Origin of the sequence: Peribacillus glennii (assembly GCF_003429105.1) — a bacterium.
Lineage (GTDB): Bacteria > Bacillota > Bacilli > Bacillales > DSM-1321 > Peribacillus > Peribacillus glennii.
The window spans coordinates 1,102,690-1,117,399 of record NZ_QVTD01000003.1 but is presented as its reverse complement, the minus strand read 5'-3'; the positions used below and the strand labels follow the sequence as shown (position 1 = coordinate 1,117,399).

17 protein-coding genes are annotated in these 14,710 nt (G+C 44.4%); 14 read left to right on the top strand and 3 right to left on the bottom strand.

Annotation, left to right across the window (positions count from 1 at the left end):
- Positions 1 to 42: 42 nt before the first annotated feature.
- The 6 genes from D0466_RS06895 to lysA all read left to right on the top strand — a co-directional run bounded on the left by D0466_RS06895 (position 43) and on the right by lysA (position 6,307).
- The gene (locus D0466_RS06895) at positions 43 to 1,335 is read left to right on the top strand and encodes an NCS2 family permease (RefSeq protein WP_117321771.1); all 1,293 of its coding nucleotides are present in this window, start codon (positions 43 to 45) and stop codon (positions 1,333 to 1,335) included.
- Between the two features lie 155 nt (positions 1,336 to 1,490).
- Positions 1,491 to 2,111, top strand: a complete 621-nt coding sequence (locus D0466_RS06890; RefSeq protein WP_117321770.1) for a stage V sporulation protein AA — start codon at positions 1,491 to 1,493, stop codon at positions 2,109 to 2,111.
- Complete coding sequence (locus tag D0466_RS06885; protein ID WP_117321769.1) at positions 2,101 to 2,523, top strand: stage V sporulation protein AB; 423 nt, start codon at positions 2,101 to 2,103, stop codon at positions 2,521 to 2,523. Before D0466_RS06890 ends, D0466_RS06885 begins: the two co-directional genes overlap by 11 nt.
- 209 nt (positions 2,524 to 2,732) lie before the next feature.
- Positions 2,733 to 3,335 carry a stage V sporulation protein AE gene (locus tag D0466_RS06880; protein WP_117321768.1) on the top strand — a complete coding sequence of 201 codons (603 nt, stop codon included), beginning with the start codon at positions 2,733 to 2,735 and terminating at the stop codon, positions 3,333 to 3,335.
- A complete protein-coding gene (locus tag D0466_RS06875) occupies positions 3,295 to 4,770 on the top strand; it encodes a spore germination protein (protein WP_117321767.1) in 1,476 nt (491 codons plus the stop codon). The genes D0466_RS06880 and D0466_RS06875 overlap by 41 nt, the downstream gene beginning before the upstream one ends.
- Positions 4,771 to 4,984: 214 nt before the next feature.
- A complete protein-coding gene (gene lysA, locus D0466_RS06870) occupies positions 4,985 to 6,307 on the top strand; it encodes a diaminopimelate decarboxylase (RefSeq protein ID WP_117321766.1) in 1,323 nt (440 codons plus the stop codon).
- Between the two features lie 62 nt (positions 6,308 to 6,369).
- Here lysA and D0466_RS06865 read toward each other — a convergent pair whose 3' ends face one another.
- Positions 6,370 to 7,242 carry a DUF1002 domain-containing protein gene (locus tag D0466_RS06865; RefSeq protein WP_233522561.1) on the bottom strand — a complete coding sequence of 291 codons (873 nt, stop codon included), beginning with the start codon at positions 7,240 to 7,242 and terminating at the stop codon, positions 6,370 to 6,372.
- 501 nt (positions 7,243 to 7,743) lie between these two features.
- Here D0466_RS06865 and D0466_RS06860 point away from each other — a divergent pair.
- A complete protein-coding gene (locus D0466_RS06860) occupies positions 7,744 to 8,109 on the top strand; it encodes a GNAT family N-acetyltransferase (RefSeq protein WP_117321765.1) in 366 nt (121 codons plus the stop codon).
- 246 nt (positions 8,110 to 8,355) lie between these two features.
- Here the strand turns inward: D0466_RS06860 and D0466_RS06855 are convergent, their stop codons facing one another.
- Both D0466_RS06855 and D0466_RS06850 read right to left on the bottom strand, forming a co-directional pair.
- Entirely contained in the window at positions 8,356 to 8,892 is a 537-nt protein-coding gene (locus D0466_RS06855) for a DUF309 domain-containing protein (protein ID WP_233522560.1), read from the bottom strand.
- A 129-nt stretch (positions 8,893 to 9,021) separates the two neighbouring features.
- The gene (locus D0466_RS06850; protein WP_117321763.1) at positions 9,022 to 9,120 is read right to left on the bottom strand and encodes a YjcZ family sporulation protein; all 99 of its coding nucleotides are present in this window, start codon (positions 9,118 to 9,120) and stop codon (positions 9,022 to 9,024) included.
- Between the two features lie 210 nt (positions 9,121 to 9,330).
- Here D0466_RS06850 and D0466_RS06845 point away from each other — a divergent pair, with 210 nt between their 5' ends.
- The 7 genes from D0466_RS06845 (at position 9,331) to D0466_RS06815 (ending at position 14,699) form a co-directional block, all read left to right on the top strand.
- Positions 9,331 to 10,098, top strand: a complete 768-nt coding sequence (locus D0466_RS06845) for a segregation/condensation protein A (protein ID WP_117321762.1) — start codon at positions 9,331 to 9,333, stop codon at positions 10,096 to 10,098.
- A complete protein-coding gene (scpB, locus tag D0466_RS06840) occupies positions 10,085 to 10,666 on the top strand; it encodes an SMC-Scp complex subunit ScpB (protein ID WP_117321761.1) in 582 nt (193 codons plus the stop codon). The genes D0466_RS06845 and scpB overlap by 14 nt, the downstream gene beginning before the upstream one ends.
- Before the next feature lie 64 nt (positions 10,667 to 10,730).
- Positions 10,731 to 11,141 (top strand): hypothetical protein, encoded by a 411-nt coding sequence (locus D0466_RS06835; protein ID WP_117321760.1) that lies wholly within the window; start codon positions 10,731 to 10,733, stop codon positions 11,139 to 11,141.
- A 32-nt stretch (positions 11,142 to 11,173) separates the two neighbouring features.
- Positions 11,174 to 11,662 carry a YpuI family protein gene (locus tag D0466_RS06830; RefSeq protein ID WP_117321759.1) on the top strand — a complete coding sequence of 163 codons (489 nt, stop codon included), beginning with the start codon at positions 11,174 to 11,176 and terminating at the stop codon, positions 11,660 to 11,662.
- 158 nt (positions 11,663 to 11,820) lie between these two features.
- Positions 11,821 to 12,738, top strand: a complete 918-nt coding sequence (locus D0466_RS06825; protein ID WP_233522559.1) for a superoxide dismutase — start codon at positions 11,821 to 11,823, stop codon at positions 12,736 to 12,738.
- Positions 12,739 to 12,958: 220 nt separating this feature from the next.
- Complete coding sequence (locus tag D0466_RS06820; protein WP_407675609.1) at positions 12,959 to 14,113, top strand: D-alanyl-D-alanine carboxypeptidase family protein; 1,155 nt, start codon at positions 12,959 to 12,961, stop codon at positions 14,111 to 14,113.
- Entirely contained in the window at positions 14,106 to 14,699 is a 594-nt protein-coding gene (locus D0466_RS06815; RefSeq protein WP_117321758.1) for a nucleoside recognition domain-containing protein, read from the top strand. Before D0466_RS06820 ends, D0466_RS06815 begins: the two co-directional genes overlap by 8 nt.
- Positions 14,700 to 14,710: the final 11 nt, after the last annotated feature.

Sequence of the window (14,710 nt, the reverse complement as noted above, 5' to 3'; positions counted from 1 at the left end):
TTTATTTATTCGGTTTTTATACAAACATGGGGGTTATATAAGATGTTTGAAAGATATTTTGCTTTAAAAGAGCACGGTACGTCAGCCCGTACGGAAGTTTTTGCCGGGGTCACAACCTTTTTGACAATGGTATATATCATCATTGTAAATCCCGCAATCCTTTCCTCGATCGGTATTCCGTTTGAGCAGGTTTTCATGGCGACAATCATTGCAGTAATAACCGGCACATTGATCATGGGATTCTTTGCAAAGCTTCCGATTGCGATTGCGCCCGGCATGGGACTGAATGCGTATTTTGCAAGTGTTGTCGGGGCCCATGGATTATCATACCAAACCGTATTCGGAACGGTATTCATTGCGGGACTATTGTTTATTCTCCTAAGTGTCACAAAGCTCCGCGAAACGATCATTACCGCCATCCCGGATTCGTTAAAATACGGCATCACATCAGGGATCGGCTTATTTATTGCTTTTCTTGGCTTAAGGCAAAGCGGCATTGTCGTTCCCAATAAGGATACTATGATCACCTTGGGCAACCTGCATGAACCCGTTACATTTTTAACCATTATCGGGTTATTCCTGACATTGATCTTAATGGCAAGAAATATTAAGGGCGCTTTATTCTTTGGAATGTTGATCACCGCGGTTATCGGCTATTTCATGAACTTGCTGAAGTTTGACAAAATCATCTCAGCCCCGCCGCAGCCGGTCTTTTACGATATTGACATTGCAGGCGTTTTTTCGAACAGCCTCTACGCCGTTGTTTTCGCATTTTTGCTTGTGACGCTGTTTGATACTACCGGAACGATGATTGCGGTTACTGAGCAGGCTGGATTAATGAAAAACGGAAAATTGCCAAGGGCAAAAATGGCTTTTCTCGCAGACGCTATCGCCACAACGGCAGGATCCCTCTTCGGAACAAGCCCCTCTTCAGCCTATGTGGAATCCAGTACAGGAGTTGCAGCCGGTGGAAGAACCGGTTTGACGGCGGTGGTTGTCGCCATATTGTTTGCCATATCCATGTTCTTTTCACCATTGATTGCAGCGATATCATCACTGGCATCAATTACCGCGCCGGTTCTGATTATCGTTGGTTGCTTTATGATGGAGGGGTTGGCCCGGATTAAATGGAAACAATTCGATGAAGCATTTCCGGCGTTTGTCATCATCCTCACCATGCCGCTTACTTCAAGCATTTCTACGGGAATCGCAATAGGTTTCATTACGTATCCTTTGATGAAAATATTCAGCGGTAAAGCCAGGCATGTACATCCGTTGATTTTCATCTTCGGTGTTATATTCTTGATACAAATGATCTTCTTTCCTACTCATTGATCGACGTATATATATAAGAGAAATACCACAGACTTAAGTGCGCTGTGGTATTTTTTTATTTAGCAATTTTTGGTGTTTTTGTTTCGTTGAATGTTAGCAGTCAAGCAAATGCATACTACACATATAAGGAAATTGATGTACGGGGTGTGTGAGTGATGGAAAACCTGCTTTATGTTAGGATGCGTCACCGCGTAGAGGTAAGGCCGAATCAGAAAGTAAAAATGAAGGACATTGCAAAAATAGTGGGTCCGGAAAGCCAGGTCGCAGAACTCGGAGATACAGATTTGTTAACCGTTACCAATGAGGATAAGAATATCATCATTGTTGACATGATCCAGATGATCAAAAAAATCCGGGAGCAGAACCCGGATGTAGAAATTCAGACTGTCGGACCGGCACAAACGATCGTTGAAGTGATTTTCGAAAAAAAAAAGGTGTCCTGGACAATGTTTATTGTAGTCTGGCTGCTATTGTTCATCGGCGCCGCCATCACGATCATGAATTTCCATGTTGATGTTAGCATGCAAACCGTCCACCAAAACCTGTTCAAGATCATTACGGGCAGGGAAGACAGCAAACCGCTGCTCATCCAGATTCCCTACAGCATCGGTCTCGGTCTTGGGATGATGGTATTCTTTAACCATTTTTTCAGGAAGCGATTTAACGAGGAACCAAGTCCTCTAGAAGTAGAAATGTTCAATTACCAGCAAGACTTGGACCGCTACGTTACTATGAATGAAAATAAAGAAAGCATCAGGCGGCTTGATGACAGGTAAAATCATTTTTGCGGCGTTCGTCGGATTTGCTGGTGGTCTGGCAGTAGGCGCCGGTTTTGTGGCATTCTTTACCGTACTGAAAGTGATCCCGAGATTAACCCAGCTCACCAAAACAATGAAAATGATCCACCATTATGAATTGGCCATTGTAGCAGGTGTGGTTACTGGCGGATGGTTAGGCCTTCAAAATGCCTCAATTGGAATGAGCAAACTCTTCCTGCTTCCAATAGGGCTTGCGGACGGGATTTTTAACGGAATGCTGGCTGCTGCGCTCACTGAGGTGCTGAATGTGTTTCCGCTCATTTCAAAACGGCTCGGGGTCGATGATAAAATCGTTTATTTAATGATGGCGTTCGTTTTTGGAAAGATTGCGGGATCATTGTTTCAGTGGCTATATTATATAAATCTTTAGATAGCATCGACCCTGGTCGGGCATACTTCAATGGCAATTCGATGGCTGGCCAGAAAGAAAGGTTGAAAACCTTCTTTTCTGGAAAAAAGGCAGAACACAGGCTAAGTTGCTCGACGTCCTGTAGTCTTCGCCTCGGAAGGCCCGCGAATAGAGAATTTTGTATATATGCATATACAACAAGCAGGCGTTTAGCTGAAAGGAAATTTGTTATGGCAAAAAAAAGAAAAGTCATTTTGATAACCGACGGCGATGTGTATGCAAGGCGTGCAGTAGAACTTGCAGCCAGGCAGGCCGGGGGAAGGTGTATCTCAATGTCACAGGGCAATCCTTCCGTCCTTACAGGAGGAGAGATCGTTTCGCTCATCAAAAGTACTCCATACGATCCTGTCCTTGTCATGTTTGATGACAGCGGCCTTGTAGGGGAGGGAAGCGGCGAAACGGCCATGAGGTATGTCGCAACCCATGAGGATATTGAAGTGCTGGGAATCATCGCTGTTGCTTCAAAAACCAGGCATGAGGAATGGACGAGGGTTGATGTAAGTATTGACCATAACGGCCAGCTCACACCATATGGGGTGGATAAATATGGCGCTGCGGAGTATGAGTTGGGGCGGCTCAATGGTGATACCGTATATTGTGTTGACGAACTGAATGCCCCTATCGTAGTTGGTGTAGGGGATATCGGAAAGATGGGCGGCAAAGACGATTACCGGATTGGCGCCCCTATCACCAAAATGGCAGTGGAAATCATTCTTGAAAGGAGCGGGTGTCATGGCATCGGAAACGAAAAAAACAATGAAACCAATTCCTGACAATGTAACTGATGTAGAAACCTACATGAAGGAAAGGGTTGGCCTGGGGGTCAGCTTCGATATCGGTGTCCGCAAATTAAAGGTCCAAAGAAAAGATATCCATGTGTATTATGTAACTGGGCTTGTGGATTCTTCCGTTCTTGTTCCAGTCATAAAAAACGTAATCGCCCTTAATAATGCCGATAGTACGATGAAGGTATATGAGCTTGTGAAGGACAGGATTGTCCATCAGCAGGTTAAAGAAGTGCACACTATGGATGAAATGGCTGACCAGGTCCTGTCCGGCCTGATTGGAATCGTAATAGACGGCACCCCAAAAGCATTGATTGTAGATGTAAGAAGCTACCCTGGAAGAGCGCCCCAAGAGCCGGATACGGAAAAAACGATCCGCGGCGCCAGGGATGGTTACACGGAAAATATAATAGTCAATACGGCGTTAACAAGACGGCGGATAAGGGACGAGAGATTACGGTTTGAAATCATGAAAGTTGGTGAGAGGTCGAAAGCGGACGTAGCTATCGGTTATATCGAAAACATCGCTGACCCTGACCTGGTGAATATCATCCGCAGGGAATTAAAAAGCATAAAAATAGACGGAATTACAATGGCTGAAAAAACATTAGAAGAGTTCATCGTGAAGCAGGGATACAATCCTTTTCCGCTTGTCCGTTATACGGAAAGGGCGGATGTTGCTGCCACGCATCTGTTGGAGGGCCACGTTATTATTATTGCGGATACATCACCAAGTGTCATGATTACACCGACCACGATTTTCCATCACATGCAGCACGCAGAGGAATACAGGCAATCTCCAGCTGTAGGGACCATGATCCGGTGGGTGCGATTCCTGGGAATCCTGGCATCGTTATTACTGGTACCATTCTGGCTACTATTTGCAATGGATCCATCTTTGCTCCCGGATAGCCTTTCATATATCGGTCCAAAGAAAGAAACGAGCATCCCAACGGTTGTCCAGATATTTATAGCGGATTTTGGAATGGAATTTTTGAGGATGGCAGCCATCCACACCCCGACGCCACTCTCTACAGCTATGGGTTTAATTGCTGCTATTCTAATAGGAGAAATCGCCATCAATGTCGGTTTATTCGTTCCTGAAGTCATTCTCTATGTAGCGGTTGCGACGATTGGGACATATGCTACTCCCAGCCTGGAGCTTAGTATTGCAAATAAAATGGCGAGACTGTTCCTATTGATACTGACAGCTTTTTTTCACGCACCGGGATTAGTGATCGGCATCACGGTCTTTATTCTATATCTGGCGAGCATAAAATCCATGAAAACCCCTTATTTATGGCCCCTGTTGCCGTTCTATCCACGGGCCTTTGCCCAGATTCTGTTCAGGAGGCCGGTTCCAGGATCAGGCATCAGGCCCAGTGTCGTCCATCCAATGGACCGCTACAGGCAGCCGGAGTAATTTAGTGTTGAAGTTGCCAGAAAGATATGATAATTTATTATGAAGGATAAGCCAATATTCGTTTGGTATGGCTGAGCAATACGTTTAACATAGCAAAAATTCTGAGGCAGGCGCCCTAAATCAGGAATGATCTCTGTGATGAACAGTGTTCCTGAATGGGTCCGCCTCATTTGTTTAGGGCGAATCGCTCCTTATAGCGGAAGGGGAAGTAGACATGCATTTTTATGGAACAGCAAGTGTTAATAACAAGGGGCACCTTGAAATTGGCGGTGTCGATACGATGGAACTGGCAGCCCACTTTGGGACACCGCTTTATGTGTATGATGTTGAGTTGATTCGAAAGCGGGCAAGAGGGTTCAAAAAGACGTTCGAAAAGTTGGGGGTAACAGCCCAGGTAGCATATGCAAGCAAGGCGTTTTCTTCGATTGCCATGGTGCAGGTCGCGAAAGAAGAAGGATTATCGCTTGATGTGGTCTCCGGAGGGGAGTTGTATACCGCATTAAAGGCTGAATTTCCAAAGGACCGGATTCATTTCCATGGCAATAATAAGAGTGCTGAAGAATTGGAAATGGCTCTGGAACATGAAATCGGATGCATCGTTGTAGACAATTTTTCAGAACTTTCCCTACTGGAAGGGTTATGCTCTGCGAGAAGGCAAAAAATCCAAATCCTGCTTCGGGTTACACCAGGTATAGAAGCGCACACCCATGATTATATTTTAACAGGGCAGGAAGATTCCAAATTCGGCTTTGACCTATTGAACGGGCAGGCCGAACGCGCCCTCAATCAGGCACTTGAAAGCGATTGGATCGAAGTGCTTGGCCTGCACTGCCACATCGGCTCACAAATTTTTGAAACGACCGGGTTTATCCTGGCTGCAAGAAAAATTATCGGCCAATTGAAAAACTGGCACGCGTCTTTCGATTTCCAGCCGAGCGTGCTTAATCTTGGCGGCGGATTCGGAATCCGTTATACAGAAGAAGATACACCGCTTCCGGCTTCTGTGTATGTGGAAGAAATTGTAACAGAAGTAAAGAATCAGTTTGATGATTCCAATTTGGATATGCCCGAGGTCTGGATTGAACCCGGCCGCTCACTTGTTGGCGACGCCGGCACCACCCTCTATAAAGTAGGTTCAGAAAAAGAGGTCCCGGATATCAGAAAATATCTGGCGGTAGACGGGGGCATGAGCGACAACATCCGCCCGGCTTTATACGATGCAAAGTACGAAGCCGTTTTAGCCAACCGGCCGTTGGAAAAACCAGAAGAAACGGTCTCAATAGCCGGGAAGTGCTGTGAAAGCGGGGATATGCTGATTTGGGATTTGCCGCTGCCAAAGGCCGGCCGCGGTGACATACTGGCTGTTTTCTGTACAGGGGCATATGGGTATTCCATGTCGAACAATTACAACCGGATTCCAAGGCCTGCTGTCGTTTTCGTGGAGAAAGGGGAAGCAAGGCTGGTAATCAAGCGGGAGACATACGAGGATCTCATCCAGTTTGATGTACCATTACAGGAAGCAATCAATAATAAGTAAATCATCAAAAAAAGCGGAACCAGGCAATAATGCAGGGTTCCGCTTTTTGTACAGCACACAAGTTAAGAAAATAAAGCTTTGATTGCGTCTATTAAACTTCCGAAAAACCCTTTCAGCTTATCAAGGAAGGTCTGGCCTTCTTCTGATTGAAGGAAGGTTGTCAATTTTTCTTTTGCTTTGTCCAGCTGGGTCCCAACCTGGTTCCAATCGATGTTCAAGTCCTTTAATTTATTGAATAAATCAACCAAACTCTGAATTTGTGCGTCTGTAAGCGTTATGCCCAGATCTTTTGCTGATGTTTCAATGATATCACGGACCTCAGCTTCCGTTTCCGGAGGGTTCTCCGCCATGTTTTCCTTGATTTTCGTCATAAGGGCCGCTGCTTTATCAGAGCCGACTTCATCCCCAAGCTTTGCGGTTTTAACCATTTCTTCATTGGCAGCCTGCTTCACGTCCTCGGGAATGGCCTTGTCTGATGAAACCTCATAGGCTTTGATGATCCCTGTCAACGCAGCTGTACCTGATACCGAGACCGGGGCCGTGATATATATGGATGCGTTTTTCACTCCAGCAGTAGCCAGGGCATTTATATACATCTCCTCGGTTACCCAGTTGATATTCTTTGTTTGAACCTTCAGGCCTGTTCCTGAATCTTCATGAGTAATCGCAGAGGAAGATATGGCCTTCGTTCCAATCAGCCGTTTTGGAATATGGTTTCCAAGATATTGATGTTCTTCCGCATTTGTCACCGTAAGGATTTCTACTCCTTGAGGCGCATTCATCTCGGAAAGGAGCGTCCGCTTTTGTTCCTCGGTCAAATTTTGGCCCAGTGTGACGGTCATATCCCCAACGGCTGCGTCAGCAAATGCTGTAATTGGCAGCAAACTTAATAAAAGGGATAGGAGTACCCATGTCTTCGTCATTTTAGTTTTCATATTTCTCCTCCTTAACAATAAGACGAAAAATGATTGCAAAAAGATTCATATTTTCGAATGAAGAAGATTCCTCATCTATAACAGTATAATCAGAAAGCCTTTTAGTTTCAAAAATTTTTTAGCGGTCACTATAGAGTACCATTTACTTCCTGCAGGAAAACCATTGATGTAAACGTGATTTGTCAGAAACGGGGTATTTATTGTAGAATATAATCAATATCCAGGAAAACGCTTCAACTAAAAGATAGATTTAGAGAAAAGAGAGATTTGTTAATGAGCGGAGCAGGTAACGCGTTTCGGCAATTTCATTTGCCTGATTTCGCGGATCCTTATTTGGCTTATTATCGCTTCATCAACGCCGAGGGTGAATACGGGTTAAAGCGGTATTGAAACGGAAACACTAATTATGTATGATAATAATTGCATTCAACTATTTTACATCCGGTCAAACGTTCTAAAACGTTCCAAAATAAGACGGTCTTTTGTAACGAGGGATAACATATGTTAATAAAATACAAAAAAAGCTATGAAAAAATTGCGATGGGCCTTTTATCGTTTATGCCCACTGAAAAAGATATAAAAAAACTTCAGCAAACGATGAAATCTTACGAAAACGAAGAAAATATGCATCTCTTTTTATGGAAGGACGAAGACATTATCGGCCTCATAGGGGTGAAATCATCTGACGGGCAGCATTTAACGATCCAGCATATTTCGGTCAACCCGTCTTTCCGTCATCAGGGAGTAGGCAAGCGGATGATACAGGCTATTAAGGAGCTGTACCCTGATAAAGAATTAAAGCCCAATGAATATACCGCTCCATTCATGGACCACTGTGATTGGGAGCATCGCGAAGGCATTGAATAAGCCAAATTAAAATAGCGGATTAAAAAAACTCACCGATTTTTACTAGATTTAAAAGGCGAAGGCAGAGGGAGAGTTGAGGCGTACAGCATGTGGTCACACAAGTAAAAGACATATAGGACGCGACGTACTGAGCATAGGTTCTACTTTATTCCTAAACTTCGTACTACATTACCTGAACTACATGCTGGCACGTTATATTTTAAGGCGAAAATAATAAACCTTATTCCCGCTACGGAATAAGGTTCTTCAGATTTTGCGGGCATTTCCGCCATGCCTTAGGGACAACTGATGGTACCGTTCCAAGATCACATCGGTACGGTCACGCAGTGAATGCCTGTTGACTAACTGCGGATTGGCCAAATCGCTTTTTGAACACCATGTAAAACCTCGTTCTGAACACATGTTCTTGCACGCTTCCATTAATCCAGGATCGGTAATCGGAAGATCAATGCTCTCGTATTCACTCCTGTTTTCCATCCTATTGATCGTTTCGGAAAGTAATAAAAGTAATTCTGCGTGATTAATCCCCAGTTTTTTGATTTCCAGGGATTTCTTCCCCAGAATTGATACTGCCTTTTTCATTGTCTTAAGTGCACCCTTCATGTTTTTCCTTCTATAATGATAGAAGGAAACGGCAATCTGGATTAGCCCGACCCAATGGGATTCCCGTTCTCCGGGTGCAACCTTTTTCCAATATTCTTCGAGGACCTCATGGCATTCAAAGTAATCTCGGTCTCCATGAAAATGGACCAAATACAATAAATATGGACCGGGATAATTCAAATCATACCATCTCCTTTTCATATGTATACAACATTGTAACATATTCATGCTGCGAAACTAATCTTCTCTTTTTTTTCTATTAAAAAAGGGACTGACCGGTCATGTTCAGCCCCACTTTGGTTTTCTCGTCTAGAACCAAGCGCAAGCACAACCAACTATAACCAACAAAATGAATAATACGACGATTAAAGCAAATCCGCCGCCATATTTGAAGTCTTTGTCCCCCATGTAAAGCCCTCCTCGATTTGTCAATTTATTCAGGTTTTATTCCCAGAGTATGATAAAATGCCCAAAATGTTTGGGCGGATAACTCGAAAAAATATTTGCAGACTGAATAAGGCGATATCTATTGGATAAGTTCCTGCAATCCACTATACTATGTATAGCCGCCGAATGTAGCCGGCAAAGGCAATAAGGATATATAGCGGGGTTTTATATATGTACAAAATTAAAATTGATGCATTTGAAGGGCCCATGGACTTGCTTCTTCATTTGATCAATCGCCTGGAGATAGATATATACGATATCCCAATGGCTGAAATCACCGAACAATACGTTGGATACATACATGCCATGAAAGAGCTCGAATTGGATGTAGCAAGCGAATACCTGGTCATGGCCGCAACGCTGCTTGCCATCAAAAGCAAGATGCTGCTGCCAAAGCATGAAGAGGAGTCCCATGAAGATGAAGGAGACGGGATTGGCTATGAAGAAGACCCCAGGGACGAGCTTGTGGAAAAGCTACTGGAATACCGCAAATTTAAAAACGCAGCCAATGAATTTAAAGTGCTTGAAGAAGAGCGGAACCTTGTCTTTACCAAGCCTCCAAGTGACTTATCCGAATTTTCACAGCCTGGCGAAGTCGTGAGGATGGATCTTAACATTAGCCTATACGATATGCTCGGGGCTTTTCAAAAACTTCTCCGCCGCCAAAAGCTGCAAAAGCCATTATTCACGAAGGTCGCACGCCAGGAAATGTCGATAGAGAAACGCATGGATGAAATCGTTGCCGACCTGCGGGTATTCGGCGGGAGAAAAACATTCTATGAATTGTTTCCCATCCCTGATAAAGAACATATAGTGGTGACTTTTCTGGCAGTTCTTGAATTGATGAAGTTAAATGAGATTTTCGTAGATCAGGAAGGCAATTTTTCAGAAATATTTGTGGCAGCTAAGGATGGTGTAGAAGCAGTTGGAAGTTATTAATTGGAAAAGCATCCTTGAAGCGATGCTTTTTGCCGCCGGGGATGAGGGGCTTTCCCTGAAGCAGGTTTCGGCGGTGCTTGATATTACAGACATGCAGGCAGTGGATATCGTCGAGTCATTGATGGCTGAATATGAAGATGATTCACGGGGGATACACCTTATAGAAATGGCCGGAGTTTACCAGCTTGCCACCAAAAAAGAGCATTCGGATTATTTGAAACGGCTTGTAGAAACTCCTGGTGCACACGGGCTGTCCCAGGCTGCGCTGGAAACACTCGCTATCATTGCCTATAAACAGCCGATAACGAGGGCTGAAATAGAGGAAATCAGGGGTGTGAAAACAGAGCGGCCCCTATCCACACTCGTTTCAAAGGTATTGGTAAAGGAAGTGGGCCGGGCGGAAGGATCAGGCCGGGCGTATCTTTACGGTACAACAAAGGAGTTTTTGGACTATTTCGGGCTTAATTCCTTGGAGGAGCTTCCACCTCTTTCCGAAAATGGTGAGGAAAGCTATGAGCAGGAGGAAGCCGATCTCTTTTTTGGAAAATTCCGCGACACAATCGAATAACATTTTATTTTGAATTGTGATAATATACTAATAATAATGTTTTTCAATTTTCGGAGGGATTGCATTGATCATTAAAGAATGCAAGGGTTATGAGCTGGAGAAAGCGCAGTCCAATTCCCCGGAGGATTTTTTTAACCGGTCATTGGTGACTTACATAGAGGATGGGGAAGAAAAAACATTCCACGTTTTATATGTGCGTTATTTTGACGAATTCATAAATGAATTTACATCTTATTCCGGAAACCCACTTTTTTCAGCCGCTGGAAGGGAGATTTTTCTGTATGATATCGCAGCCCTTGTTTGTTTGCTGAAAAACCCTGGATTCCGCTCGCGAAAGCGGGTATTCATCAATACGAAAGAAGAATTCACTTCCTATTTCAGCGGGCTGGATCTAAGAAAGCTGCCGGAAGTGTTCGAATCACTCGGGCAACTGAAAGAATACAGGCTTGATCCCGGTGTTTCTTTCATCAATTGACCAAATTACCATGATTTAAGGAGGGTTTACGGTTGGGGAATTTGATTGTTAAATCTCAGCTTGAGGATGTCCGGAGCTTTTTAGCAAATACGGTTGATAAGCTGGAACAGTTTTTGAACGAGGCGACTATATCGAAACTGCAGCAGGAGAAAAGCGGTGATGAACAATACTATAAAGGGCTGTTATCAAGCATTAGGAGACTGCTTGTATACTGTGAAGAGGGCCTGGAAGCATGCCAGATCGTCCTTAAAAATGAGGCCTTCAACAAAGCGGCAGCCGAAAAAACCTTGTACAGGATTTACCATCAATGTATCGAAGAGTACTTTGCCCCAAAGTCTGACCGCTGGTATGAAGACAGCCGCAGTGCCTATACCGGAAAAAACTCCATAAAATTCCATTTTGAAGTGCCCCAAAGCATTTCGGCCCTGTTAAAGGATCTCGAAGCCGGTTTCCAGGCTATGCGTGAAGATCTTGCATTCTATGAAACGGATTACCGAACGAAAATGATGCAATCCAAATAAGTTACTTACAAAGACGGCCTGCAAGCCGTCTTTTTTTTGCCTGAAATCTTTCACTCTTGGCGCCTATTTTCATAAAATACAATGCTTACCTTATTGTGAGGGGCTTCCGGATGCATAACAGAAGGCAATGGTGATCAGTTTGGAGGGACAGACCGTATATGAGACATACGAAGGGAGAATGGGAAATGAACGAATACTGTGAATATGCTATCCAAGTAGAACAATGGGCTGAAGGTATATCAGAGCAGTTGGACCAGCATGGGTTACGAGAGAAATTGATCCATCGCATCCAGGAGGTGAAAGGTCTATCCGCTTCCATTCGCGACAGGTTGGCATCGGAAGAAGAAATCGTTTCATTGCGCAAGGCTGGGGAATCTCTATATTTCGAAGCTGAACAATTAATACAGGGGGCTGCTCGCGGGGAGCATAATGAGGATCAAAGAATGAAATCAATCGAACCCGGCAAGCATACTTTACCCCCGCTCCCTTATCCATACGATGCCTTAGAGCCCGCCATTTCTGCCGATATTATGAGGCTTCACCATGACCGCCACCATAAGACGTATGTGGACGGGTTGAATAAAGCAGAGCTGATGATGAAAAAGGCCAGAGACACGAATAATTTCGACCTTTTGAAGCACTGGGAAAGGGAAGCTGCCTTTCATGGTTCGGGCCATTACCTGCATACCCTCTTCTGGGAAGTGATGGCACCCGGCGGAGGACGTTCGCCGGAAGGTGAAATGCTTAAACAGCTGGAGAAGGATTTTGGCAGCTTCGGGGCTTTTAAAAAACACTTTAGTGAAGCTGCGAAACAAGTCGAGGGAGTCGGCTGGGCCCTGCTTGTTTGGTCCCCCCGTTCCAGGCGTTTGGAGGTTTTGCAATCAGAAAAGCATATGAACCTCACGCAATGGGATACGATCCCTCTTTTGGTTCTAGATGTTTGGGAACATGCCTATTACCTTCAATATACGACGAACAGGGCCTCCTATGTCGAAAATTGGTGGAATGTAGTAAATTGGCCCCGTGTTACCGATAGATTTATGGCTGCCCGGAAGCTTGTCTGGCAGGCGTATTAACTCTTGATTTTCGATGTGAAAGCGCCGATTGGCTGACAGGCCGGTCGGTCATCTTAATAATGGGTAAAATAGCAAGACTGCTGACGTTGTCACGGGAGGAGGCGTTTTTAGCCGACAATCCTCTGCAAGGGAGTTTCCGCTTTTTCTTAATTATTTTTATTCATAACCCTTGTCCCCCTGCATAAACTTGTACAAAACATAAAGGGACGTGGGAATATCCATGAATTTTTTATATAGAAGGCTTCCATTATTCTTGATTATGCTTTTGTCCATTGCTCTATATCCCGCAAGTACAAATGCGGCATCGCCGATCAGCGCCCATAGCGCCATTTTAATGGAACAGAGAAGCGGCAGGGTCATCTATGAGCATAACGCCCATGAAAAAAGCAGGATTGCCAGTATTACAAAAATCATGACGGCAGTTTTGGCAATCGAATCCGGCAAACTTGATGAAACGGTAACGGTAGGACGCCAGGCAGTAGGTACAGAAGGGTCCTCCTTATATTTAAAGAACGGCGAGAAGATAATGCTGGAGGATTTAACATATGGATTGATGCTCCGTTCGGGAAATGATGCGGCCGTTGCCATAGCCGAATATGTTGGCGGGAGCCTCGATGGATTTATATGGATGATGAATCGCAAAGCTGAGGAGATCGGCATGAAGAACACACACTTTTCCAATCCGCATGGACTTGATAATACCAGTGAACATTATTCAACTGCCTACGATATGGCATTGCTCACACGTTACGCGATGGATAATGAAACATACAGGAAAATTTCCGGAACAAAGGTCCACCGCGCCCCCAATTCAATGGAGAGCTGGGATTATGTGTGGAAGAACAAAAACCGGCTTTTGACACAGCTTTATGAGTATTGTACAGGAGGGAAAACCGGATATACCAAACTTGCCAAGCGGACATTGGTGACGACGGCTTCAAAGGATGATCTTGATTTAATCGCTGTAACGCTGAACGCTTCGGATGACTGGAATGACCATATTAACATGTACGAGTCTGCCTTTAAGGATTACAAAAACACGGAAATTTTAACAGCCGGTTCGATCAAAGAGGTCAAGAAAAAGCCCTATAAGGGCAATGTTTATACAAGACACAGTTTTTTCTTCCCGCTGACCGAGAGAGAGCAGGAAGATATCAAAGTAAAAATAAAACTTCTGAAACTAAAAAAAGAATGGAAAGCGAAAGGAGACTTTCCGGAGAAAGTCGGGGTTGCAGAGATTTATTTAGGCGAGAATTTAATTGGGACAAGATCGATTTATTTCGGAAAAGAGAGACAAACGTTCAGCCGGCAATCATGGGGCTCCATATGGAAGCAAACCTTTATCTTCTCAATGGGATTAAACAAAAATGGTTAATTATTTATGGGTTGGCATGACGGTCATCGGTGTATTGTTTGCAATGGTAAACGGAACGATCGATCAAGTGAATGAAGCGTTGTTCAAAAGTGCAAAAGACGCAGTCACTCTCTGCTTTGGGCTGATGAGCATCCTTGTTTTCTGGCTGGGCTTGATGAAAATCGCGCAGGAATCCGGCCTGCTTGATAAACTTTCCGGCTTTTTCAGGCCGCTCGTTCGCCGCCTGTTTCCTGAAGTACCGCCGAATCACCCGGCAATGGGCTATATCCTTTCAAATATGATGGCTAATCTGTTTGGGCTTGGAAATGCCGCGACGCCGCTCGGGATAAAGGCAATGGAGCAGTTAAAAGAATTAAATGGGGGAAAGGCTACAGTTAGCAGGTCGATGATCACCTTTCTGGCCATCAATACTTCCAGCATAACGTTGATTCCGACTACTGTGATCGCCATTAGAATGACATATCACTCAAAAAGCCCCACGGATATTGTTTTTCCGACAATCATCGCAACTGCCATTTCGGCAGTTGCAGCAATAGCGATTGACCGTTATTTCTATTTGAAGCGTACCCGGAATGGGGTGAAATAGTTGCATTGGAT